The sequence below is a fragment of the Candidatus Tokpelaia sp. genome (assembly GCF_008636115.1).
GTDB lineage: Bacteria > Pseudomonadota > Alphaproteobacteria > Rhizobiales > Rhizobiaceae > QLZD01.
This window is the reverse complement of sequence record NZ_QLZD01000033.1, coordinates 277,263-299,545: the sequence shown is the minus strand read 5'-3', so window position 1 is coordinate 299,545 and position 22,283 is coordinate 277,263. Positions and strand designations below refer to the sequence as shown.

General features: G+C 52.6%; 19 protein-coding genes and 3 tRNA genes. 12 read left to right on the top strand and 10 right to left on the bottom strand.

Annotated features, from left to right (window positions below; all coding sequences use genetic code 11):
- Nucleotides 1-154 precede the first annotated feature (154 nt).
- Entirely contained in the window at nt 155-1,534 is a 1,380-nt protein-coding gene (gene mltG / locus DPQ22_RS07150) for an endolytic transglycosylase MltG (protein WP_150214534.1), read from the top strand.
- Nucleotides 1,535-1,636: 102 nt separating this feature from the next.
- A tRNA-Thr gene (locus DPQ22_RS07145) sits at nt 1,637-1,712 on the top strand.
- Nucleotides 1,713-1,837: 125 nt separating this feature from the next.
- On the opposite strand, the gene DPQ22_RS07140 is transcribed toward DPQ22_RS07145, so the two are convergent.
- The gene (locus DPQ22_RS07140) at nt 1,838-2,089 is read right to left on the bottom strand and encodes a tyrosine-type recombinase/integrase (RefSeq protein WP_190323179.1); all 252 of its coding nucleotides are present in this window, start codon (nt 2,087-2,089) and stop codon (nt 1,838-1,840) included.
- A 534-nt stretch (nt 2,090-2,623) separates the two neighbouring features.
- Between DPQ22_RS07140 and DPQ22_RS07135 the strand changes: the two genes are divergently transcribed.
- The 5 genes from DPQ22_RS07135 to DPQ22_RS07115 all read left to right on the top strand — a co-directional run bounded on the left by DPQ22_RS07135 (nt 2,624) and on the right by DPQ22_RS07115 (nt 5,372).
- Nucleotides 2,624-3,739 carry an AI-2E family transporter gene (locus DPQ22_RS07135; protein ID WP_246681539.1) on the top strand — a complete coding sequence of 372 codons (1,116 nt, stop codon included), beginning with the start codon at nt 2,624-2,626 and terminating at the stop codon, nt 3,737-3,739.
- A 2-nt stretch (nt 3,740-3,741) separates the two neighbouring features.
- Complete coding sequence (locus DPQ22_RS07130; RefSeq protein ID WP_190323178.1) at nt 3,742-4,518, top strand: hypothetical protein; 777 nt, start codon at nt 3,742-3,744, stop codon at nt 4,516-4,518.
- A gap of 130 nt (nt 4,519-4,648) precedes the next feature.
- Nucleotides 4,649-4,725, top strand: a tRNA-Pro gene (locus DPQ22_RS07125).
- A 121-nt stretch (nt 4,726-4,846) separates the two neighbouring features.
- Complete coding sequence (locus DPQ22_RS07120) at nt 4,847-5,152, top strand: ETC complex I subunit (protein WP_150214530.1); 306 nt, start codon at nt 4,847-4,849, stop codon at nt 5,150-5,152.
- A gap of 143 nt (nt 5,153-5,295) precedes the next feature.
- A tRNA-Arg gene (locus DPQ22_RS07115) sits at nt 5,296-5,372 on the top strand.
- Nucleotides 5,373-5,541: 169 nt separating this feature from the next.
- Here DPQ22_RS07115 and DPQ22_RS07110 read toward each other — a convergent pair.
- The 3 genes from DPQ22_RS07110 to topA form a co-directional block, all read right to left on the bottom strand.
- Nucleotides 5,542-6,069: a DUF4145 domain-containing protein gene (locus DPQ22_RS07110; RefSeq protein WP_150214528.1), complete on the bottom strand. Its 528-nt coding sequence runs from the start codon at nt 6,067-6,069 to the stop codon at nt 5,542-5,544.
- Nucleotides 6,070-6,422: 353 nt separating this feature from the next.
- Nucleotides 6,423-8,771, bottom strand: a complete 2,349-nt coding sequence (gene rnr / locus DPQ22_RS07105) for a ribonuclease R (protein WP_246681529.1) — start codon at nt 8,769-8,771, stop codon at nt 6,423-6,425.
- A gap of 3 nt (nt 8,772-8,774) precedes the next feature.
- Complete coding sequence (topA, locus tag DPQ22_RS07100; RefSeq protein WP_150214526.1) at nt 8,775-11,375, bottom strand: type I DNA topoisomerase; 2,601 nt, start codon at nt 11,373-11,375, stop codon at nt 8,775-8,777.
- 462 nt (nt 11,376-11,837) lie between these two features.
- Between topA and DPQ22_RS07095 the strand changes: the two genes are divergently transcribed.
- Nucleotides 11,838-12,215 carry a hypothetical protein gene (locus DPQ22_RS07095; protein WP_150214524.1) on the top strand — a complete coding sequence of 126 codons (378 nt, stop codon included), beginning with the start codon at nt 11,838-11,840 and terminating at the stop codon, nt 12,213-12,215.
- On the opposite strand, the gene dprA is transcribed toward DPQ22_RS07095, so the two are convergent.
- The 5 genes from dprA to ruvX all read right to left on the bottom strand — a co-directional run bounded on the left by dprA (nt 12,126) and on the right by ruvX (nt 17,107).
- Nucleotides 12,126-13,484 carry a DNA-processing protein DprA gene (dprA, locus tag DPQ22_RS09200; RefSeq protein ID WP_246681528.1) on the bottom strand — a complete coding sequence of 453 codons (1,359 nt, stop codon included), beginning with the start codon at nt 13,482-13,484 and terminating at the stop codon, nt 12,126-12,128. The two genes, DPQ22_RS07095 and dprA, sit on opposite strands and share 90 nt — an antisense overlap.
- 36 nt (nt 13,485-13,520) lie before the next feature.
- The gene (plsY, locus tag DPQ22_RS07085) at nt 13,521-14,150 is read right to left on the bottom strand and encodes a glycerol-3-phosphate 1-O-acyltransferase PlsY (protein ID WP_150214522.1); all 630 of its coding nucleotides are present in this window, start codon (nt 14,148-14,150) and stop codon (nt 13,521-13,523) included.
- A gap of 29 nt (nt 14,151-14,179) precedes the next feature.
- The gene (locus DPQ22_RS07080) at nt 14,180-15,496 is read right to left on the bottom strand and encodes an amidohydrolase family protein (protein WP_150214520.1); all 1,317 of its coding nucleotides are present in this window, start codon (nt 15,494-15,496) and stop codon (nt 14,180-14,182) included.
- Between the two features lie 4 nt (nt 15,497-15,500).
- Nucleotides 15,501-16,532, bottom strand: coding sequence for an aspartate carbamoyltransferase catalytic subunit (locus DPQ22_RS07075; protein ID WP_150214518.1), 1,032 nt, complete (start codon nt 16,530-16,532; stop codon nt 15,501-15,503).
- Between the two features lie 101 nt (nt 16,533-16,633).
- Entirely contained in the window at nt 16,634-17,107 is a 474-nt protein-coding gene (gene ruvX / locus DPQ22_RS07070; RefSeq protein WP_150214516.1) for a Holliday junction resolvase RuvX, read from the bottom strand.
- A gap of 202 nt (nt 17,108-17,309) precedes the next feature.
- On the opposite strand from ruvX, the gene DPQ22_RS07065 reads away from it, so the two are divergent.
- The 4 genes from DPQ22_RS07065 (at nt 17,310) to DPQ22_RS07050 (ending at nt 21,183) form a co-directional block, all read left to right on the top strand.
- Nucleotides 17,310-18,020 (top strand): metal-dependent hydrolase, encoded by a 711-nt coding sequence (locus tag DPQ22_RS07065; RefSeq protein WP_150214514.1) that lies wholly within the window; start codon nt 17,310-17,312, stop codon nt 18,018-18,020.
- Nucleotides 18,021-18,082: 62 nt separating this feature from the next.
- Entirely contained in the window at nt 18,083-18,370 is a 288-nt protein-coding gene (gene gatC / locus DPQ22_RS07060) for an Asp-tRNA(Asn)/Glu-tRNA(Gln) amidotransferase subunit GatC (protein ID WP_150214512.1), read from the top strand.
- 218 nt (nt 18,371-18,588) lie between these two features.
- Nucleotides 18,589-20,073 carry an Asp-tRNA(Asn)/Glu-tRNA(Gln) amidotransferase subunit GatA gene (gene gatA / locus DPQ22_RS07055; protein ID WP_150214839.1) on the top strand — a complete coding sequence of 495 codons (1,485 nt, stop codon included), beginning with the start codon at nt 18,589-18,591 and terminating at the stop codon, nt 20,071-20,073.
- A 150-nt stretch (nt 20,074-20,223) separates the two neighbouring features.
- Complete coding sequence (locus DPQ22_RS07050; protein ID WP_150214510.1) at nt 20,224-21,183, top strand: serine/threonine protein kinase; 960 nt, start codon at nt 20,224-20,226, stop codon at nt 21,181-21,183.
- A 332-nt stretch (nt 21,184-21,515) separates the two neighbouring features.
- Here DPQ22_RS07050 and DPQ22_RS07045 read toward each other — a convergent pair whose 3' ends face one another.
- Entirely contained in the window at nt 21,516-21,956 is a 441-nt protein-coding gene (locus tag DPQ22_RS07045; RefSeq protein WP_150214507.1) for a VOC family protein, read from the bottom strand.
- Between the last annotated feature and the right edge of the window lie 327 nt (nt 21,957-22,283).

Here is a 22,283-nt window from a genome sequence, read left to right as displayed (position 1 = left end):
GTAATGCTTGGCAGGCGCCTATGCTTTTATATATTATAAATAGCGGTTTGGGTGCCACCGATTCAGGTGCTGCGGTTTTTGGCCAAAGGCAGAAAATATATTTATCAGGCAAGGCGGCCTGTTGGTTCGTCTCAGCAGGCGGTGTATTTTGATAATGAAACAGGAAAAAAATCCGGTTACAGGGCCGGAAAATGAGGGAAACTCCACTATAAAGCCCGGTTCCAATGAGCCGGCTTTGAGGTCTGCTCATGCCGGCGAAAGTGTAAAAGCTCGTAACAGGCCGAAATTTTTTCCTGTTTTCAGGCGCCGCCGGGCTTCAAGCGCACCAGCCGCAGTCGCCGCTGCTGATATGCGCTCTAAAACAGCGCATAATCCCTTGATTGTTTTTGGTAATTTTATTTTTATGCTGGCTGCCTTTATTATTCTGGCGGCGGCTTTGGCTCTTTATGGCATTAAAAATCTTTATGATCGGCCGGGCAGCCTGGAACAGGCGCAGACAATATTGATTCCCCCCGGCTTCGGGATTCAGGCTATTGCTGATTTGCTGAAAAAACAGAATATTATTAAAAATGCGCCGGTTTTTGTTTATGGAACTTATCTGGGAGATAAAAGCAAATTGTTAAAAGCGGGGGAATATGAAATTCCCGCGGGGGCCTCGATGCGGGATATTGTCGATATTCTGGTGCGCGGCCGCAGTGTGCAGCACTCTATAACTGTGCCTGAGGGGCTGACCACTGCCCAGATTTTTGCAAAATTGGCGGAAGAGCCGTTATTAACCGGCGATTTGCCGCAAAATCTGCCGCCTGAGGGCAGTTTAATGACTAATACGGTGCATTTTATCCGCGGCACGGCACGGCGTGAAATTATCCGGCGTCTGGCGGCCGGGCAGGCGCATATGGTGGAGGAAATCTGGGCGCGCCGCGCTGCGGATTTGCCGCTGAAAAGCCGGGAAGAAATGGTAATTCTGGCTTCTATTGTCGAGAAGGAAACCGGTATTGCGGCTGAGCGGCCGCGTATTGCCGCAGTTTTTTATAATCGGCTGAAAAAGCATATGCGGCTGCAATCCGATCCGACAGTTCTTTACGGTATTTTTGGCGGGCAGGGCCGGCCGGCCGGCCGGCCGATTTATCGCTCGGATCTGGAGCAGGAGACAGATTATAATACTTATAAAATTTTCGGCTTGCCGCCAACGCCGATTTGTAATCCGGGGCGGGATTCGCTATTGGCTGTTGCCAATCCGCCGCAGACAGAAGATTTGTATTTTGTTGCCGATGGCAGTGGCGGGCATATTTTTTCGGCGACATTGGGTGAGCATAATAGCAATGTTTCCAAATGGCGGGCTTTAAAAAAGGCGCGGCAAGAGGAGCAGGCTTCTGCTCCGGCAAATGCCGGGCCGGAGGTGAATAAACCCGGTTTGTCAGCTTTGCCTGATAAAGATAAGGCCCCTGAAAAGCGTAATTTATTGCTGCCGCCAACCGAGTGGAGGCACCCGAGCTGGGGCACAAGCAGCAGTTTGATCGAGGAAAAGCCGTAACTGTTTTATTCATTGCGGCCTGATAGTAACGAATTATTTTAGCAGGAAGATTGCTTTTTTTGTTTACCTTGCGTGCCGCTTTATGATAAATGAGGCGCTAAAGCCCTTATAGCTCAGTTGGTAGAGCACCTGATTTGTAATCAGGGGGTCGGCGGTTCAAGTCCGTCTGGGGGCACCAGATAATCAGTTGTTTTTACTGCCATTTTTCATTACTTCCCTGATTTCTGATAGAAGGTTTGACACTTTTTCAGGCAGGTTTGATAATTTTTGTTTGCCTTATGTTTATTTCTGCCTCAAAATTCTCTACCACGCCCGACAGTTTTTTGAGCGATTTGCCCGGCGCGAATAATGTTGCGCCATAGCTATAGTGCGCTGACCAGGCATATCGGCAATAGTTCGGTCATCATATCCCATTTCAGCCAATATGCTTGCTCCTGTGTGTCGAAGCCCCTTCAGTGTCAGTTTCTTTCCGATCTTACCGCCGCTTTCCAAGTGCTTTTTAATTTTCTGCCAATTCGAATTAAGCCCGTCCGTTGTCCAGGACAGCGCCCGCAAGCCAGCTACTATCTACGCCGTGGCCGCGCCCGGCTTTTCACCTGATGCCGGTTCAAGCAGTGTATCCATTGCTGCGGGACTCGAACCAGCCTTACCCTTTTTCCGCTTATGTAAAATGTGCATAATTCTGCCGCTTGCCGCCGGTGAGTGAGCGTGCTTTATTTTGCGCTTGGTTTTAACCGGCGGTCAGGTTATTCTCAATAAAGGGTAATTTTTTATAACCGCCGGTGATGATAGTATTGGCGGTTATAAAATCAGCTTGCACCGCAATAAAGACTGGGGATTGAGTAAAAGCGAATCCGGGAAATATCAGGTAATATGAGCGACAAAAACAAAAAAGCTGCCCCTGCAAAGCAAAAAGCGCAGCCTGACAGGGAAGATATGGCCAAATCCTCATTAAAAAGGTCATTGCCGGGTCGCACAGTTATTGCCGCTGCTAAAAGGAAAAACAGCAATAAAAACAAGGAGAAAGCCGCGCAATCCGGTCAGGTTAAGCCCGGCCGCAATCTGGCCGCTCGGGCGCTGGAAGCAGAAATGCAGACTATGGGCATGGGCGAGGTGATGATTATCCCCTTTGGCGGCAATTTGCGCCGCGTTTTGTTCTGGCTGGGGGTTATGGTGTTTTTCGCCCTGTTTTTATTTGTTTTTGCTGATATTCTTTTGCCTTTTGTCGCCGGTTTTGTGCTGGCTTATTTTCTTAATCCGATTGTAGAATTTTGTGAAAGAATCGGCATTTCCAGATTATGGGCAACAGTAATGATTGTGCTTGTTGCCGTTATTGTGCTGGCCGCGGCGCTGATTTTGCTGGTTCCGGTTTTAAGTGAACAGCTTTTTGGGGTTATTAAAAATCTGCCTGATTATTTCAGTCGTTTGCAAAATATTTTTGCTCATCATGATACAAAATGGCTGCGCCAATATATTGGCATTGATATTTCCAATTTGCAGAGCAGTGTGAGTTCTCTCCTGGGGCAGGCCGCTAATTTGCTAAAAACAATTTTGCCGTCTTTATGGAGTTCCAGCAAAGCGCTAATGGGTATGGCGACCTTGATGGTAGTCACCCCGGTTGTCGCTTTTTATATGTTGCTGGATTGGCAGAAAATGGTTGGCGCAGTTGATTCGTGGATACCGCGTAATCGTTTGCAGACTGTCCATGCCATTGTCTGGCAAATGAATCGCGCTGTTGCCGGCTTTATTCGCGGGCAGGGCACATTATGCCTGATTCTGGGTTGTTATTATGCTGTTATGCTCACTTTATGCGGGGTGAATTTCAGCCTGCTTATCGGCCTGTTTATCGGTCTTATTGCCTTTATTCCCTATGTTGGTTCCACTATTGGCCTGCTTTTATCGGCCGGCATGGCCTGTATCCAGTACTGGCCGGAGCAATGGCCGTGGATTGCCGCTGTTGTCGGCGTATTTCTGGTTGGCCAGTTTCTGGAAGGCTATGTGCTACAGCCGAAGCTGGTCGGCTCTTCTGTCGGTCTGCACCCTGTCTGGCTGATGTTTGCTTTATTTGCCTTTGGTTCGCTTTTCGGCTTTACCGGCATGTTGATTGCCGTCCCCGCTGCTGCGGCTATTGGCGTTCTGGTTCGCTTTGCTTTGCACAGCTATCTGACTTCTGTTTTTTATGAAGGTGAGGGTAACAAGGGCTGATTATGGAGATAAAGCAGCCTTTGCTGCCGCTTGATGCGCGTTTTGAAAATAAAAGCGATTTTGGCGTGCCGCGGCAGTTGCCTTTGGCGCTTGGTTCGCCAGTGCCTTTCAGTGTCGATAATTTTATTGTCAGTATGGCCAATCGCAAGGCTTTTGAAATGCTGGAATCCTGGCCGCACTGGCCGTCTCCCGTCACTATTCTGGTGGGGGGAGAAGCTTCAGGCAAAAGCCATTTGGCGGCGGTTTGGGCGGCGCAGGCCTATGCGGTGCAGGGTGATAAAAACCGGCTGGACAAAGCGGCCAATATTGCGGCGCAGGGTATCCCCGTTTTGCTGGAAGATATGGATAGCGGCACATTTGACGAGGTCAGCCTGTTCCATCTGATCAATATTGTGCGGCAGGTACAGGCGGCAAATCCGCAAGCGGCGCTGCTCATGACAGCGCGAACCCGCCCGGCTTTGTGGCCGGTCAGGCTGGCTGATCTGGCTTCGCGGCTGAGGGCTGTCAATCTGGCAGAAATCAATGCTGCCGATGATATATTGCTCCAGGCTGTGCTGGCAAAATTATTTGCCGACAGGCAGCTTCTGGTAGAGGCGGATATTCTCCGCTTTATTTTAAATCGCAGTGAGCGTTCTCCGGCCAGGCTGGCGGCAATAGTGATGTGCCTTGATAATCTGGCGCTGGAGCGCCAAAGCCGGATCAGCCGCTCGCTGGCGGCAGAAGTTCTGGCGGCCATGACTGCCGGCGATAAAAATGAGGAGACAAGCCTGCTTTTATAATAAGGATATGGCGGTGAATATATTATATCGGCCGCAGCGAGCGGTTTTTGCTGCTTTTACTGTTTTTAAGCTTGCATTCCGGCAGGGAAAACTTTAGGAGAAAGCCCTTGTGGTTTTTCAGCCCAAAAGGCGGAGCGTAGCGCAGCCTGGTAGCGCACCTGATTTGGGATCAGGGGGTCGTAGGTTCAAATCCTATCGCTCCGACCATTTTTCCTGCTGCCGGCCCGATTTTTAGCCCCGGAATTTCTCTCCCGGCGTAAATAGCGGTTTTCTTGACACTCATATCATGTTAGATAGTAAAGCCTCAATTCTGTGCGAGGGAGATATTATGCTTGCCCATATTTACAGCCCGGCTAAAACTGCCACACAATCAGGGCGGGCGCATAAAAGCGCGTGGGTTTTGTGCTACGAGCCGCAAAGCCCGAAATTGATAGAGCCGCTAATGGGCTATACTTCCAGTCTGGATATGCAGGCAGAGGTAAGACTGTGCTTTAATACAAAAGAAGAAGCCATTGCTTTTGCTGAAAAAAACAATATTGCCTATTATATAAGCGAGCCGCAGCCGGTAGCGCGGCAAAAAATTGCTTATAGTGATAATTTTCGTGCCGACAGAAAGCAGCCATGGACACATTGAGACAAATGAGCGGGCAGGGCTGCAAGGTGATGCCCCGCATACCCTGTGCCGGTGATTTTGCCGGAGAGGGAAAAATCATTCGCTTTTTTGCCGGCATTATTATAAAAGCATGACAGGCTGCCGGTGAAAAGCGGCGATCTCAAGGCTCCGTAGCTCAACGGGATAGAGCAACGGTCTTCTAAACCGTAGGTTGCGTGTTCGAGTCACGCCGGAGTCACCATTTTTTCTCAGGATAATAATTCGCTGCGTTATGAGGAAGGCTGCCAGCCAGAACCAAGGGGTAAGTCGGCAGTTTTGGCTTGCGGCCGGGGCGGGAGACGGTCTGAGTTGCGGCTTTAAAGCTATCTCTTGCCTCGCAGGTTAGCAGCTTGCCGGCCTTCTGCACGCCTCTATGCTTTGACGAAGTCCGCCCCTTCTGCCGGAACAGGTTCATCGGCTGCGGCGGTTCGTTTTCCGGCGGCATTAGTCTGTGCGCGCCTTTGCCGGATTTCTTCCGGCAGGCCAAGGCAATATTGCAAAAAGGCGGCGGCAAAAGCCTGTGCTGCTTCAGCGTCAGCACGGGTGACGCCGGATAATCCATGCGCGCCGTCATTGCCGATTGAACGAATTTCATGCGCCCAGTCTTTCATTGTCGCAGGGATAATATGCTGCGCTTCCAGCCCATCAATTTTTTCTTTTAAGTTTTTCCCGGTAATATGCGGATATTGCGTGCCGATAGCGATTTCAAGGGCGCGGCGACACATTATGACAGCAGGCTCTTCGCAATTTTCCATTGTCATATTTTTCTCGGCCTGAGTAAAAGCTTTCTGAACTTCGACCGGTAAATATTTCAGTTCCGTATTTTGCGGTGGCGGAATAGCGACACTATATTTCACCCCGAGGGAGTATGGCGTTTCAGAATTATCTTCATCAAGCAAAGCTGGAAAAACTTTATCTTCTTTCTACCTCCACGATTTACTTTGCCATTTTAATCTTAAACCGACAGGAACACCGCAATTTAGACAAATGGCTGCACCAAGTGCCGTATGTATATACATGGACTAAATACCTTGTTCATTTCGGATAGCTTCATAATTTGTATGATCGGGATAGGCAGTGCGTTCTACGCCAAAAAATTTTCATCGTCATATTTTGCGCATGGCAAAAAGGACAGGTGATAACGATTTGTGCCATAAAGTGCACCTGATTCGCTGTAAATATACTGTGCAAATCTAAATCGGCGCAGCAGAAAATTCAAGCTGCGGGCAGGGTAACGCGGTTTGCGGGCAGATCAACGGTACTTGTGGGGGCGGCCGGCGGCGCGGGGCGGTTTTTTACCGCGCGCGGCTTTATGGAAAGATTTGCCGGTAAAAGGCAGTTTTCTCGGCGGCGACAGCATGGCAAAGCGCAGGCTGCCGGCGGCTTTTTGCACGGCCAGCAGCCGCACTTCCACATTATCGCCTAATTGAAAACCTTTGCCGCTATGCTCGCCGATAAGGGCAAAATGCGCTTCATCAAAATGATAATATTCGCCCTGCTCTGAACCGGTTTTCAGCGAAGCCAGGTTGACCTTCCCGTCTGCTCCGGTTTTATCCAAAGTAATAAACAGACCGGCGCGGGCAACACCGTTAATCCGCCCGCTAAATTGCGCGCCAATATGATTGCTCAAATAATGTGCCAGCAAACGGTCATTTGTGTCACGCTCGGCCAGGCTAGCGCGGCGCTCAGTCGCAGAAATCTCGGCAGCCACTTCCGCCAGCTCTGCCTCTTGCGCTGCGGTAATGCCGTCTTTGCCCAAATGCAGGGCGCTAATCAGGCTGCGATGCAGAACCAAATCGGCATAGCGGCGAATGGGAGAGGTAAAATGGGCATAATGCCGCAGCCTCAGGCCGAAATGGCCAATATTGACAGGGCTGTATTCTGCCTGGGCCTGGCTGCGCAAGACGAGCTGATTAACCAGCGCTTGATAATCGCGCCCGGCGGCCTGCGCCAGAATATGGTTGAATTTTTCCGGTGTTACAGCCGCGCCGTTGGCCAATTTTATACCGATTATACGCAAAAATTCTCTCAGGCTTTCCTGTTTGGTGGGGGAAGGGCTGTCATGAATGCGAAAAAGCAGCGGCCGATGCTGCGCCTGCAAGGTCTCTGCCGCAGCAATATTGGCGGCAATCATAAATTCTTCAATCAGCCGGTGGGCGTCAAGGCGGGTTATGGTGCGTATATCGGCGACACGGCCATTTTCATCAAGAATAATTTTGCGCTCCGGCAAATCCAGCTCCAGCGGCTGCCGATTATGGCGCGCCTGTTGCAAACTGTGCCAGGCGGCCCATAAAGGCCGTAAAACCGGCTCTAATAGCGGCGCGGTCTCATTATCCTCGCTGCCGTCTATTGCTGCTTGCGCCTGTTCATAGCTTAATCCGGCGCGGCTTTGTATCAAAACGCGGTGAAATTTATGCCGTATTATGCGCCCTTTGGCACTAATAGTAATTTCCGCTGCCAGCGCCGGGCGGTCTTCCCCCGCGCGCAGCGAACACAGATTATTGGAAATTTCTTCCGGCAGCATTGGCACGACCCGGTCGGGGAAATAGACTGAATTGCCCCGCCGCCGCGCCTCTTTATCCATGGCGGAACCGGGCAAAACATAAGCGGCAACATCAGCTATTGCTATGAGCAGAATATGGCCGCCTTTATTGCTGCTATCCATATCGGCTTTGGCAAAAACAGCGTCATCATGATCTTTGGCTGAGGCCGGATCTATAGTGATAAAGGGGATATGCCGCCAATCCTGCCTTTTGCCGGACAGTTTTTGTCTGGTTGCTTTTTGTGCTTCTGCCAGAACTTCCGGCGGAAATTCTGCCGGAATATTATGGCTGTAAAGAGCAATGCTTGACAGCGCTTTTTCTAAAGCCGCCGAGCCGAGATGCTGTTTTATTATAGCAAAACGCGCCTGCGCCCCATATTTGCCACTTTGCGGCTCAGCCCACACCAGATCACCGCTTTGCACCTGGGCGGCAGCCTGTGGATCAAGCCGTAATTCAGCCTGTTTACGGTCAGTCGGCTCCAGATAAAACTGATTTTGCCCGTTTTGCCGCACAATGGCCAAAATTGCTGCCGGCTGCGCGGCCAGAATGCGGATAATGCGGCCCTGATAGGGCGCTGTCTTTTTATCCTCACCTTTGGCAGGAAATATTTTGGCCAGAACACGGCTGCCAATGCCCGCTGCCGGCGCGCGCGCGCCGGGCAGCACGGCAATCATAATGGAGCTTGCCGGCTCAATCGCCGGCTTTGGCCGCCCCCGGCTTTTTTTATTGGCAGATTTTGCTGTATCTGCGGCGAAAGGGCGCGCCAATAACAGGCCGTCTTTATCACGTGCGACAATTTCCAGCACGCAAATTGGCGGCAATTCCGCCTTTTTTGCTGTTTTTGCCGCGCGCTTGACCACCCGCTTTACCGGCAGCAAAGCTTCCTCCCGCAATTCCTGCAACATATCGGCAAGCTGGAGCAGCAAAGCTCCTTTAAGGCCAAAAGCTTTGGCAATATCCTTTTCCCCTGCCTGGCTGTTATCACGCATAAAAGCCAGCAGGGCAGATTTTTCCGGTAAAACAGGCTTTTCTATTGAGGCAGAAGGGGCTTTGGCCAAAACTCAACCTTCTTTTCCGGTTTTTTTGCCGCCGTTTTTACCTTTTGCCGCCGTTTTGCCCCTGCTTTTGCCGGCTTTGGCGGCAATCAGTTCCAAGGCCTCTGCCAGCGTAATCTCAGTCGGGTCTTGCTCTCTCGGCAGGGTGGCATTGATTTTTCCCCATTTGACATAAGGGCCGTAGCGGCCGCTATAAACAGCTATCACCCCGCCTTCCGGGTGGTCACCCAAAGTTTTGAGCGCCGCCGCAGTGCCGCTGCGGCTTTTGCCTTTTTGCTGTTTTTCCGCCAGCAGCGTGACAGCGCGGTTAACGCCGACAGTAAAAATTTCTTCCACCGAATCCAGATTGGCATATTGGCCGTCACATAAAATATAAGGGCCGTAACGGCCAAGGGCGGCACTTATCATTTTGCCGTTTTCGGGGTTTGGGCCGATTTCGCGCGGCAGTGACAACAGCGCCAGCGCTTTTTGCAAATTCATTTCTTTTTCTGTCCAGCCTTTCGGCAGGCCGGCGCGCCTGGCCTGTTTATCGGTGCCGCGCTCCACATAAGGGCCAAAGCGCCCGCTTTTCAGCATAACATCTTCGCCTGTTGCCGGGTCTTGCCCCAAAATATTGGGGCCGGCCGCGGCTATCTCTGCCGGCTCGGCCATATTTTCGGCTGATTGCTGACCGCTTAATTGTTTGGTATAAGTGCATTCGGGATAATTGGAACAGCCGATAAAAGCGCCGTAACGCCCCAGTTTTAACGACAGGCGGCCATTGCCGCATAAAGGGCAAAGGCGCGGATCGCCGCCTTCCGCCCGGGGGGGGAAGATGAGCGGCGCCAGCACATCATTGAGCACATCAAGCACTTGTGCCACGCGCAAATCCTGCGTTTGCGCCACAGCGGCAGAAAAATTCTGCCAGAAATCGCGCAGCACATTTTTCCATTCCAGCTTGCCGTCAGAAATAAGATCCAGTTTCTCTTCCAGATCGGCGGTGAAATCATATTCGACATAACGGTTAAAGAAATTTTCCAGAAAAGCGGTGACAATGCGGCCGCGCGGCTCCGGCGTCAAGCGCCGCTTGTCAATAAGAATATAATCGCGGTCACGCAATGTGGTTAAAGTGGCGGCATAAGTGGAAGGGCGACCAATGCCCAATTCTTCCATTTTTTTAATCAGCGAAGCTTCAGAATAACGCGGCGGCGGCTCGGTTGTATGTTCGGAAACAGTGATTTTCTCTTTATCCACTGCCTCCCCGGCCTCTATCCGCGGCAGACGCAGTTCCGCTTCAGCCGAATCGGCGCTGTCACTGTCTTTTTTCTCTTCCTGATTATCTTTATAAACGGCGAGAAAACCCTCAAACAGGGTGACCTGCCCGGTTGCCCGCAATAAAGCCTGTGTTTCACCATTGCGGGCTTCAATATCCACTTGTGTGCGCTCAATATCGGCCGGGCACATTTGGCTGGCAAGAGCGCGTTGCCAGATAAGCCGGTAAAGCTCCAGTTGATCTTTGGCCAGAAAAGCGGCCATCTGCTCCGGCCGGCGTTGAAAATCTGTCGGGCGAATGGCTTCATGCGCTTCCTGCGCGTTTTTGGCCTTTGCGGCATAATGGCGCGGACTTGACGGCAGATAATTTTGTCCGAATATGTCTTTAACCGCATTGCGGGCAGCGGCAACGGCCTCCGGTGCCATTTGCACGCCGTCCGTTCGCATATAAGTGATAAGCCCGGCTGTCTCTCCGCCCATATCTACGCCTTCATAGAGTTTTTGGGCAATTTGCATGGTTCTGGCAGCAGAAAAGCTCAGGCGGGAAGAGGCCGCCTGCTGCAGGCTGGAGGTGGTGAAAGGCGGCGCCGGGTGGCGTTTAACCGGTTTTGCCTGCAAATCCGTAACAGCAAAACGGGCACCGTCCAGAACGGCGCGCATATGCTCGGCCTCCGCCGCGGTTTTAATATCCAGTCGACCGGTTTTTTGCCCGTTAAAAGACATAAGACGGGCGGGGAAAGACTCTGCCCGCACTGTTTTCAGCAAAGCTTCAATCAGCCAGTAATCTTCGCGGATAAAACGCTCAATTTCCAGCTCACGGTCGCAAATCAGGCGCAGCGCCACAGATTGCACCCGCCCGGCTGAACGCGCGCCCGGCAATTTGCGCCATAAAACCGGAGAAAGGGTAAAGCCGACCAGATAATCCAGCGCCCGGCGCGCCAGATAAGCATCAACCAGATTGGCGTCAATCGCGCGGGGGTGAGCCATGGCATTGAGCACCGCGGTTTTGGTGACAGCGTTGAAAACAACGCGCTCAATCGGCTTGTCTTTCAACAGTTTTTTATGGCGCAAAACGTCCAGAATATGCCAGGAAATCGCCTCACCCTCACGGTCAGGGTCGGTTGCCAGAATAAGTTTGTCGCCATTTTTCACGGCCTGGGCAATTTCCGCCACCCGCTTTTCCGCCGTTTTATCAATACTCCATTTCATGGCAAAATCATCATCAGGCAGAACCGAGCCGTCTTTGGCCGGCAAATCGCGAATATGGCCGAAAGAGGCAAGAACTTTATAGGTTTTGCCCAGATATTTATTGATTGTTTTGGCCTTTGCCGGGGATTCAACGATAACAATATCCATTTTGGCTTTCTTGAATTTTAGGCGGAACGCTCCGCCTGTTGCTGCCTGAGTATTTTAGCGGTCTCTAAAACGGGGTTACTGCCCCGTTGTGCGAAATCCTGAGGAGAATATTTAATCTGGAACCATAAAATTTTTTACAAAAGGTAAAGAAGACATAAAGCAAGCCCATTTATACTGGCGCCTTGTTGATTCGTCTCCGGCGGAATTCCGCGAGCTTCCAAGATAGAGTTGTCTTTCCGGATTTACAAGCCGGATTATGGAGCAAGGCGGTAATTTACCGCGATATGAGAAAAAAAACTCTTTTAAAACCAGAAGCTTGCCATAAGACCTGGAATATGCGGACAAACTTATAAGCTGCGGCAACAAGGCCGGGGAGCAAAGATAGATACCGGGCTTGAAGGGGAGTAAGCTTGCTCTACCTAAGATTGTGCTGACGCTGTTGACGATATTTCGGAGAGCAATATGACTGCGCATATGGATAACAGGCAAGCCACTATTCGCTATTTAATGCAGATGGCAGACGAAATGAAGAAAATGGCGCAAGGTGTTTTTGTTCCGTCTCTGGCGCTTTTATTTGATATGGCAAGCGATGAAGCTCGCAATTTTCTGGAGGATAAAATCTCCGGCGGGAACAAGGCTGATATTGGAAAAACGGACGCCGGAAATAGGGATAAAAGCAACAAAGCAGCAGCGCAGGCAATAACCGGCATAGCTGAAAGAACACGCGCCGGTATGCGCAGCAAAACGGCGTCAATCCGGCAGGGTCGAAACCATGCCGCCATTATGGCGAACAAGGCGCCCCGCAAGCTCAAGCTCCATCAATCCGAGATAAAGGCGTGACAGCGGGATTTGTGTAGCGCGCGCCAGGCTGTCAATGGCGATTGGCGTGAGCGACAGGCTTTGTTGCAGGCACTGTCTTTCTGCTTCTGTTAAATCTTCTGCGCTTTCGTGCCTTGCATCTGCGGCAGCAGTGATTGGCGCGGCTGTAGCAGCGGGTGGTCGGATTGGGAGTTCCGGACTGCCTCTATCCATTGCGCTTGCGGTTTTTGCCGCGCCGCTTCCTCCTTCCGGCGCGATTATGTTATATTGCGGTTCGCGCTCTGGCGGCGCGGCAGAAATTGCCGGTTCCTCTTCATCTGCCATTATCGCGGCACCTGCGGCAAAATGCTGCTGCGCTTTATCGGGCCGGGCAAATAGTGTAACATCGTCAGCGGCCGCACTGCCGCCATGCCGGCCTGTCAGCGGAGTTAAAATTTCGATAATATCTTCCGGTCTGTCTACCAGACAGGCGCCGTTTTTTATCAAGCTATTTGTGCCTTTGGCGCGCGGATCAAGCGGTGAGCCGGGAGTGGCAAAGACAATGCGCCCGGCCTCAGCCGCATAACGGGCGGTAATGAGCGAACCTGAACGCTCAGAGGCTTCAACCACCAGCAAGCCCAGGGATAAAGCGGCGATAAGCCGGTTGCGGCGAGGGAAATCGGCAGCGCGCGGCTGAAAGCCCAGCGGCATTTCACTTAAAAAGACGCCGCCTTGCGCCAGAATTTCCTGATATAATTTGCCGTTTTCAGCCGGATAAACATAATCAACCCCGCCGGCGACAATAGCGATTGTGCCGCTTTTTAAGGCGGCTTTATGAGCGCAACTGTCAATACCGCGGGCAAAGCCGGAGCAAATGGCAAAACCCGCTTCGCCCAAAGCATGGGCAAACAGGCTGCTCAGACGCTGGCCAATGGCAGAAGCTGAACGTGAGCCGACAATCGCCAGTGAACGGCGCTGCAGCAATTTAATATTGCCTTTTGCGGCAATAAGCGGCGGCGGATTATCACTCTCTTTGAGGTAAAGCGGATAATCCGCCTCACCCAAAGCAATAAAGCGCGTGCCGGTTTTTTCAGCATAAGCAAGTTCACGCTCAACTGCCTCGCGCCTGGCCAAATGGACAGGGCGTCTGGCTGCTTTACCCGGCAACAGGGCTGCGCCGCTGCGCAAAGCCTCCAGCGCCGCTCTGGCCGAGCCGAAACGGGCAAGCAAAGCGGCAAAACTGTGCGGCCCGATATTTTCACTGCGGATAAGCTGTAGCCGGCATAAAATTTCTTCTGATTCCATCTGCATAATTGCCGCCCCCGGCGGAGTAAATTTGGCCGATAGTCACGCTTTTTTGCTGTTTATCCGGCTTTCCGTGCCGTTTAACAGCCGCTTTATATTGTCTTTATGCCGCCCGATGATAAGGATAGCCAGCAGAGTGAGCAATAGAAAAGAAAAATAAGGCACAGTGAAAAAGGCAAAAAACGGAGTGATGAAAGCGGCAAGCAAAGCAGCAAGAGAAGAATAGCGGCCAAGCCGGGCTGTGCCCAGCCAGACAAGAGCAAAGAGCAGGGCGCAGAACCATGAAACGGCGAGCAATACGCCCAAATAAGTGGCAACGCCTTTGCCGCCCCTGAATTTCAGCCAAATGGGGAAAATATGGCCGATAACGGCAAAAAAACCGGCAAATGTCCCCAGATTAAAAGCGATAAAAGCAAAAAAACCGGCGGGCAGGGCACCTTTTACTATATCACACAGCAAAGTAGCCAGGGCAATTTTACGATTGCCCAGCCGCAGAACATTGGTTGCTCCAGTATTGCCGGAGCCGACAGCGCGCACATCACCCAGCCCGGCAAGGCGGGTAAAAATCAGGCCGAATGGAATTGAGCCGAGTAAATAACCGAAAATTGCGGCCGCCGCAATCCAGCCGGGCCCGATATTATGCAGGGCAACAATATCGGGGGGAAAAGACATAGGCTGTGCTCCTTGCATATTTGCCCGCCTTACAGGACGGACAGATTGGATAAATTGCGCTCATAAACGGCTTTGCCGTTAATAAAGCCGGCTATAAGGCGCCCCTGAAACGGCATTTTGTCAAAAGCCGTATTATTGCAGGCTGAAGCCAGTTTGTCTTTGGCAAAAAGCCATGTTTCCTCTAAATCCAGAATAGCGAAATCCGCCGCTGCGCCTGGTTGCAATGTGCCGCCCGGCAGGCCGAAAATTTGTGCCGGGCGCGTAGATAAAACCTCAATCAGCCGCAAAAGCGATATATGACCGCTGTGGTAAAGGCGCAAGGCAGCAGGCAGCAGACTTTCCAGCCCGACAGCGCCCGCTGCCGCCGCGGCAAAAGGGCGCGCTTTGGCGTCTGCGCTGCGCGGTTCATGGCAGGAAGTAACAGCATCGATTACCCCGTCGGCGATAGCGGCAATCAGCGCCTGGCGATCCTCCTCCGCCCGCAAGGGCGGGAAGAAACGCCAGGCGCTGTCATAAGCGCCGATAGCGGTTTCGTTAAAGCTCAGACTGTTAATAGAAGTGGCGGCGGAGACAGCCAGACCTTCAGCCTTGGCCTGTCTGATTATCTCAACTGCCGGCGCGGTGGAAATATGGGCGGCGTGATAGCGCACGCCGGTCAGACGCGCCAGTTCCATATCGCGCTGCAGGGCAATGGCCTCTGCGGCGCGCGGCGCGGCGGGCAGCCCCATAAAGCTGGCCTGCCAGCCTTCTGTCATTACTGCTCCGGCGCTTAAATCCGCCTCTTGTGTCTCCAGCATGACCGGCAAATCATAATCGCGCGCATATTGGAACGCCCGGCGCAAAATTGCACTATTGCGCAAGGTCTCATGCCCTTCGGCCAAAGCTATGGCACCGGCGGCGCGCAACAGGCCGAATTCGGTTAATTCACACCCTTCCATGCCTTTGGTCAGCGCCGCGACAGGATAAATCGGCACAAGAGAACCGTTTTGCCCGGCGGCGCACAGAGCGCGGATAGCGGTGACAGTATCAGCCGGAGCGCCACCCTTTTCCGCCACGGCGACAAGAGCCGCAACCCCGCCTGCCGCTGCCGCTGCCCCGGTAGTTTTTACTGTTTCACCCGGCAGGCTGTCGGCCGTGCCGATAAAGGCGCGCCCGTCCACCAGACCGGGAATAACAACCCGGCCGCCGAGATCATAATGTTTTGCCCCCTCCGGCCGGCCCTGATTATGCGCTTGCGCTCCGGCAGCGGCAATTTTGCCCTCTATCACAATCAGGCTGCCATATTCATCACATTGGCGGGAAGGATCGATAATCCGCGCATTAGTGAAAATAAGGGGCTTTACCATAGTTTCATACCCTGCTTTTCCCGCCGGCCGCCTTTTGCCCGGCCGGCCTGTTTCCACGCGCGGCCTTGGCTCCGGCAGGCTGATAGTCACGCATTGTGAGCAAAGCCTCAATCACCGCCATGCGCACGGCCACACCGTTTTCTACCTGAGTACGGATCAGGCTGCGCGGGCCGTCAGCAATGGCAGAGGCAATTTCCACGCCGCGATTCATCGGCCCGGGGTGCAGCACCAGACAATCCGGCGCTGCCGGCGCCAGTTTCGCTGCGTCAAGGCCGAAAAAATGGAAATACTCCCGCTCGGAGGAGAAGAAAGCGCCGGTCATACGCTCCTTTTGCAGCCGCAGCACGATAATGACATCAACATTTTGCAAACCTTCTGCCATAGAGTGGAAAATTTCTGCCCCGCTCTGCTCTATACCGGCAGGCAGCAGGGTAGAGGGGGCAATCAGCCGCAGCCTGGCCCCCAGCAGGCCAAGGCAGAAAAGATTGGAGCGCGCCACGCGCGAATGCAGAATATCGCCGCAAATAGCGATATTCAGCCCTGCCAGCCGGCCTTTGGCACGGCGAATAGTTAAAGCGTCCAGCAGCGCCTGAGTCGGGTGCTCATGCGTGCCGTCACCGGCATTGATCAAGGCGCAATCCAGCCTTGGCGCCAGAAAATCAGCCGCGCCGGAGCAATTATGGCGCAGCACCACAATATCAGGCTGCATGGCATTTAAGGTCAGCGCCGTATCCAGCAGGGTTTCGCCCTTGCCGACAGAAGAATGGTCAATATCAATAGAAACATTATCCAGACCCAGCCTCTGCCCGGCAATCTCAAAAGAAGAGCGCGTGCGGGTGGAATTTTCAAAAAACAGGTTAATCTGTGTCCGCCCGCTGAAAAGCGGCTGTTTTTTGTTTTTCTGCCGCGACAGGGCAATATAATTTTCCGCCCGGTCGAGCAGGGCGGTAATTTGCGCCGGTGATAAAGGCCGAATAGCAGTCAGGCTGCTCAAATCCGGGCAGAAAGGCAGAGAGGGGGGAGAAGATTTTTTCATGGCAAATGCGTTTTATACAGCAAAGGGCAGTGGCTGTGAAGCCTGTTTGAGCGTAAACAGGCGGCAAATTATGCGTGGTGACAATCCCGTTTATCCCGCCTTTATGCCGGCCTTAAAAAATGCAGCCGATCCAGCGCCCCCTGCAGGATAAAAGCGGCAGCGGCCGAATCAATCCGCGCGCTTCTCCTGGCGCGGGAAACATTATTGGCAATCATGCTGCGCTCAACCGCCACAGTAGAGAGCCGTTCGTCCCAAAAAATAAAGGGAATGGCGGTCACAGCCTCCATATTGCGGACAAAAGCGCGGGTGGCCTGCACGCGCGGGCCGCTGCTGCCATTCATATTAAACGGCAGGCCGATAACAGCCAGCGCCGCCGCTTCACGCTCAAAAACAGCGCATAGAGCGGCGGCGTCCTGAGCAAATTTTACCCGCTTTAATACTGGACGCGGATTGGCAAAACGCAATCCCAGATCCGAGGCGGCAATGCCGATGGTTTTGCTGCCCAGATCCAGGCCGACCAGGCTTTTGCCCGGCTGCAAAAAGCGATAAGCGTCCTTTATATCAATCACCGGCATAGTATTTTACTTGCCTTTTTCCTGCGGCTTTGCCTTTATTGTCTTTTTTATAGCATTTTGCTATAGAAGACGGCAAGGTTCTGCCGGCCGTGCCGGCCTGTAATTGCCGCCGGGCTTGCGGGTTCCGCTATTTCTCTGATTCCGGCGCTGTCAGGCTGGCGGTTAGTGCCGGCAAAATGTGTCAGTTCCAAGGAGAAAGCGCATGAAAATTACCTGGCTTGGCCATGCTGCCTTTCGGATAGAGGTCGGGGAAGCCGTCATTTTGATTGACCCGTTTTTAAGCGGCAATGCCAAATTGGCGGCGGCAGGGCTTGATATGTATAAAGCGGCAGAAGGCCTGACTCATATTGCTCTCACCCACGGCCATGGTGATCATCTGGGTGACACAATCGCCCTGGCGCGCGAGAAAAATGTGCCGGTCTCAGCCAATGCCGATCTGGCGGCCTGGCTCAAAGCGCGCGGTGTTGAGCGGATAATGCCGGGCAATACGGGCGGCACCCAGCGGCATGAAACTTATACGCTGACTTTTGTCAATGCCCTGCATTCTTCTGCGGTAATGGAGGAAAACGGTCTATCCTCTTCGCTCGGCAATCCTAACGGCCTGATTTTTCATTTTACCGAGGCGCCGACTGTTTATCATATGGGCGATACGGATATTTTTTCCGACATGCAGCTGATTGATGAACTGCATCGGCCGGTTATCGGCCTGGTGCCGATTGGCGATTGCTTTACTATGGGCGGGGCGGTAGCGGCCCTGGCCTGCCGCCGTTATTTGAATTTGCGCTATGCTCTTCCTTGCCATTACGGCACTTTCCCATTATTGGATCAAACGGCAGATAAATTTATAACGGCAATGAAAGGGGCGCAGACAGAAGTGAAAGCGCCGCAAATCGGCGAAATGCTGGAATTTTAACGGCCTGTTGCGCCGGCGGCGCGCAGAGATTATAAGCAGGCAAAACCTGTTGCGGAGGCTTTATGTCGGTTAATGTGGAAACGGTCAAACATATAGCGTATCTGGCGCGCATTACTTTTGATAAGCAAGAGGCAGAGGCAGTGACCGCCGAGCTGAATGCCGTGCTGGATTGGGGCCTGCTGCTTGATGAAGCGGATATTGCCGGGATAGAGCCGATGGTATCGCCGGTGCAGGCGGTGCTGCCCATGCGCGCCGATAAAGTGACTGACGGCCATAAACAGGCCGATATTTTAGCCAATGCGCCGCTGACGGAAGAGGGCTTTTTTCTGGTGCCGAAAGTGGTGGAATAGGGCAATAGCCAAAGGGCAGCCGCGCCGGTGCCGGCTGGCCGGCCTTTTATGCTTTTTGCTTCGCTTTCCCAATCAAGGCAAAAGGTGCCGCGTGGTTTGCTCTTGCTTTGTTCCGGCAGTTTGAGACTATAATAATATGAAGCGGCGGCGGGGTTGACCGCCTGGCCGGGTTGAAGCCTGATATTCCGTGAGGATAAATAATGAATAAATCAACCAATATATCTGCCTTGACGGAACTGACCATTGCCGCGGCGCGGGATAAATTGCAAAAGAGGGAAATCAAGGCTGTCGAAGTGACAGAGGCCTATCTGGCGGCAATAGATAAGGGCAATAAAGCGCTTAATGCCTATGTCGCGGAAACACAGGATTATGCCCGTGAGCAGGCGAAAGCAAGCGATGCGCGCCTTATCGCCGGTACAGCGCGGCCGCTGGAAGGTATTCCGCTCGGCATTAAAGATTTATTCGCCACAAAAAATGTGCATACGCAGGCGTGTTCCCATATTCTGGCCGGCTTCAAGCCGCCTTATGAATCCACTGTTACCGCCAATTTATGGCAAGACGGCGCTGTTATGCTGGGCAAGCTCAATATGGACGAGCTGGCTATGGGATCTTCCAATGAATCTTCCTGTTATGGCGCAGTTGTCAATCCGTGGCGGCGCAAAGGCTCGGCTGAGCCGCTTGTTCCCGGCGGCTCAAGCGGCGGTTCTTCCGCCGCCGTGGCGGCACATTTATGCGCCGGCGCCACGGCCACAGATACGGGCGGTTCCATTCGCCAGCCGGCGGCCTTTACCGCCACAGTGGGGCTAAAGCCGACTTACGGCCGTTGTTCGCGCTGGGGCATGATTGCCTTTGCCTCTTCGCTGGATCAGGCCGGGCCGATTGCCCGCACTGTGCGTGATGCCGCTATTATGCTGAAATCCATGGCTTCTTATGACAAAAAGGATTCCACTTCCGTTAATATCCCGGTGCCGGATTATGAGGCTGTGCTGGGGCGCTCCGTCAAAGGTATGAAAATCGGCATTCCAAAAGAATATTGCATTGGCGGCATGGCTGATGAAATTGATATTTTATGGCGCAAAGGCTGCGCTATTTTGCGCGCTGCCGGGGCAGAAATTGTGGAAATATCGCTGCCGCATACCAAATATGCGCTGGCAAGCTATTATATTATCGCGCCGGCAGAGGCTTCTTCCAATCTGGCGCGTTATGACGGTGTGCGTTACGGCTTGCGCGCCGCCGGCAAAGATATAGTGACTATGTATGAAAACAGCCGGGCTGAGGGTTTTGGTCATGAAGTGAAACGGCGTATTTTAATCGGCACTTATGTTTTGTCGGCCAATTCCTATAATGCTTATTATGTCAAGGCGCAAAAAGTGAGGGCGCTTATCCGGCGTGATTTCGACCTTGCTTTTGCTGAAGGGATAGATGCTGTTTTAACGCCGGCTACGCCGAGTGCGGCTTTCGCCATTGGCGATAAAAAGCAAAGGCAGGATCCCGTGGCCATGTATCTCAATGATATTTTTACGGTGCCCGTTAATATGGCAGGCCTGCCGGCGATTAGCGTTCCTGCCGGTCTATCGGCTGCTGAGGCGCTGCCTTTGGGCCTGCAGCTTATCGGCCGCCCTTTTGAAGAAGGGAAAATATTGCAGCTTGCCCAAATAGTGGAAAAAGAATGCGGCACATTTACGCCCGAAAAATGGTGGTGAAGCCGCTGCCGCTGGCGCCTGATACCGGGAGAGAAGCGCTTTCAGACTGCCGCAGTTCCTTCTGCGGCGTTTTTTGCCTTTTAAATTATTTCATCTTGACATATTACCGGGGGGTAAGCTGTTTCTTTATCACGCATAAAGGAGCAGATTATGGCTACAGAAACAGCAGCACACAAACCGGCAGCACAGCCGATTACAGTGCCGGCAGGCAGCCTGGACGGTTTTTGTTGCGAACAATATAAAGGCATAGAAACCGATTCCGGCAATTATTTTAAAAATTATGCTTTTCTCGGCAAAGGCGGCAGCGGCATCGCCTATCTGGTGCAGGCAACAAGCGGTGCTTATAGAGGCGGCTTGTTCGTGCTGAAGGGGCTGCATAGAACCAGTGATTCGGCTCGGCTGAAACGATTCCGGCAAGAGCGCGCTTTTTTAAAAACGCTGAATCACCCGAATTTGCTGCGGCTGATTGATGAAGGGGAGTATTATGGCCGTCCCTTTATCGTCCAGCCTTATGCGCCGGAAACTTTGCGGCAGGCGCTGGGCGGCAAGGCTCTGCCTTTCGGCACAGCGCTGGCTTTTGCCTGTCAACTGCTTTCGGCTTTACAGGCTTTGCATAATCAAAATGTGCTGCACCGTGATATTAAGCCGGAAAATATTTTTGTTAACGGCGCTCATGTTCAGCTTGGAGATTTCGGCTTAATGAAGCGGCTTGACGGGGCGGCCGATGCAGCGGACAGAGGTGATTTTCAGGGTTATCGCGCCGGAGCTTTTTATTATCGCACGCCGGAGCTGGCCGCTTACGCTAACGGCACGGGCGCGCTTGATCTGCGTTCCGATATTTTCCAGCTCGGGCTGGTGCTGGCAGAACTGTTTTCAGGCCGCAATCCGCTGTCCAAGGCAGAAAATTTCACCGATGCTATCAGCCTGAATTCTGTTGCCCGTATAAACGGCAGATATGCCCCGCGTGTTGTCAGCGCCATTAACGGAATGCTGGCGATAAATCCTGGCGAGCGGGCAAGTATTGAAAAAGCCTTAGACGATTTTACCGGTATTTTTGAGCAATATGCCAAAGATCACCATGATCTGCATGGGCAGTTTTTCCTGAATTAAAAAACGGGGCGCCGGCGCTGTATCTGCTCATTGGCTCTGCCGGTTGCCGCGGTTTCATAAGGCCGGCTTGGTTATGTGGAAGAGAGCGGAGCCCAGCCGCTTAAGGCGGAATAGCCCCTGCGGGCGGGTGCTGCTTGCAGCCGCCTCGGCGGCGCGGTAAGCTCGGTGCGGGTTGCGCCTAAGCGCCGCAATGCGCCTATGGCGGTGGCCGGCTGTTTGGCAGAGCGCAGCGCCGTAAGGCCCACCAGTGCCCCTGCGAACAAGCGGTGATTATAAGAGGCGGAAAGATTACAACCAGGCCGGCGCGGAAACATTGTCTGGCCTGGTTACCTTTACCACGAACCGCTATTTTCCATGCTTGCCCAGGGTTCCTTTGGCTCCAGCGGGCCTCCTTTTTGCAGCAATTCAATAGAAATGCCGTCCGGCGATTTGATAAAAGCCATATGGCCGTCACGCGGCGGGCGGTTAATTATAATGCCTTTATCCATCAAGCTGCGGCAAGTGGCATATATATTTTCCACTTCATAAGCCAAATGGCCGAAATTGCGCCCGCCCGTATAAATTTCTTTATCCCAGTTCCATGTCAGCTCAAGCTCCGGCGCTTTTTGCGCCCTTGCCGCCGTTTTATCGGCCGGTGCGGCCAGATAAACAAGGGTAAAGCGCCCTTTCTCATTTTCCAGACGATGTGTTTCCACAAGGCCGAAAACTTCGGTGTAAAATTGCAGCGATTTTTCAAGATTGCTGACACGAACCATTGTATGCAAATAACGCATTGGCCGGAAACTCCCTGTTTAATACTGCTTACAGCCCTTATTGCCACTCTGCTTATCGATTCTGCCCAAAAAGTGAGAGAATCGATAATGCGGCGCTTTGTCCCTTTGATTGTCGCCCCGATTCATGGTTTTTTAACGGCAGATACAACCCGAAATTTTCCCCTTTGCGTTGTTTTTTTACAATTTTAGAGAGAAATTTTTGCTTTTTTACTGAAATTTTACAATCTTAAGTGGAAATCACGGCAGCAGTGCTTGCACAGTCAGGCCAAGTTTAGCAATCTTTTATTTATGAATGAATCGTGTGTTTTAACAAGTCAGGCGTTTATC

Excerpts from the sequence above, each read along its gene's own strand:
- mltG (WP_150214534.1), top strand. The coding sequence starts at position 155 with ATGAAACAGGAAAAAAATCCGGTTACAGGGCCGGAAAATGAGGGAAAC.
- DPQ22_RS07135 (WP_246681539.1), top strand. The coding sequence starts at position 2,624 with ATGCAGACTATGGGCATGGGCGAGGTGATGATTATCCCCTTTGGCGGC.
- DPQ22_RS07130 (WP_190323178.1), top strand. The coding sequence starts at position 3,742 with ATGGAGATAAAGCAGCCTTTGCTGCCGCTTGATGCGCGTTTTGAAAAT.
- DPQ22_RS07120 (WP_150214530.1), top strand. The coding sequence starts at position 4,847 with ATGCTTGCCCATATTTACAGCCCGGCTAAAACTGCCACACAATCAGGG.
- topA (WP_150214526.1), bottom strand. The coding sequence starts at position 11,375 with ATGGATATTGTTATCGTTGAATCCCCGGCAAAGGCCAAAACAATCAAT.
- DPQ22_RS07095 (WP_150214524.1), top strand. The coding sequence starts at position 11,838 with ATGACTGCGCATATGGATAACAGGCAAGCCACTATTCGCTATTTAATG.
- dprA (WP_246681528.1), bottom strand. The coding sequence starts at position 13,484 with ATGCAGATGGAATCAGAAGAAATTTTATGCCGGCTACAGCTTATCCGC.
- plsY (WP_150214522.1), bottom strand. The coding sequence starts at position 14,150 with ATGTCTTTTCCCCCCGATATTGTTGCCCTGCATAATATCGGGCCCGGC.
- DPQ22_RS07080 (WP_150214520.1), bottom strand. The coding sequence starts at position 15,496 with ATGGTAAAGCCCCTTATTTTCACTAATGCGCGGATTATCGATCCTTCC.
- DPQ22_RS07075 (WP_150214518.1), bottom strand. The coding sequence starts at position 16,532 with ATGAAAAAATCTTCTCCCCCCTCTCTGCCTTTCTGCCCGGATTTGAGC.
- ruvX (WP_150214516.1), bottom strand. The coding sequence starts at position 17,107 with ATGCCGGTGATTGATATAAAGGACGCTTATCGCTTTTTGCAGCCGGGC.
- DPQ22_RS07065 (WP_150214514.1), top strand. The coding sequence starts at position 17,310 with ATGAAAATTACCTGGCTTGGCCATGCTGCCTTTCGGATAGAGGTCGGG.
- gatC (WP_150214512.1), top strand. The coding sequence starts at position 18,083 with ATGTCGGTTAATGTGGAAACGGTCAAACATATAGCGTATCTGGCGCGC.
- DPQ22_RS07050 (WP_150214510.1), top strand. The coding sequence starts at position 20,224 with ATGGCTACAGAAACAGCAGCACACAAACCGGCAGCACAGCCGATTACA.
- DPQ22_RS07045 (WP_150214507.1), bottom strand. The coding sequence starts at position 21,956 with ATGCGTTATTTGCATACAATGGTTCGTGTCAGCAATCTTGAAAAATCG.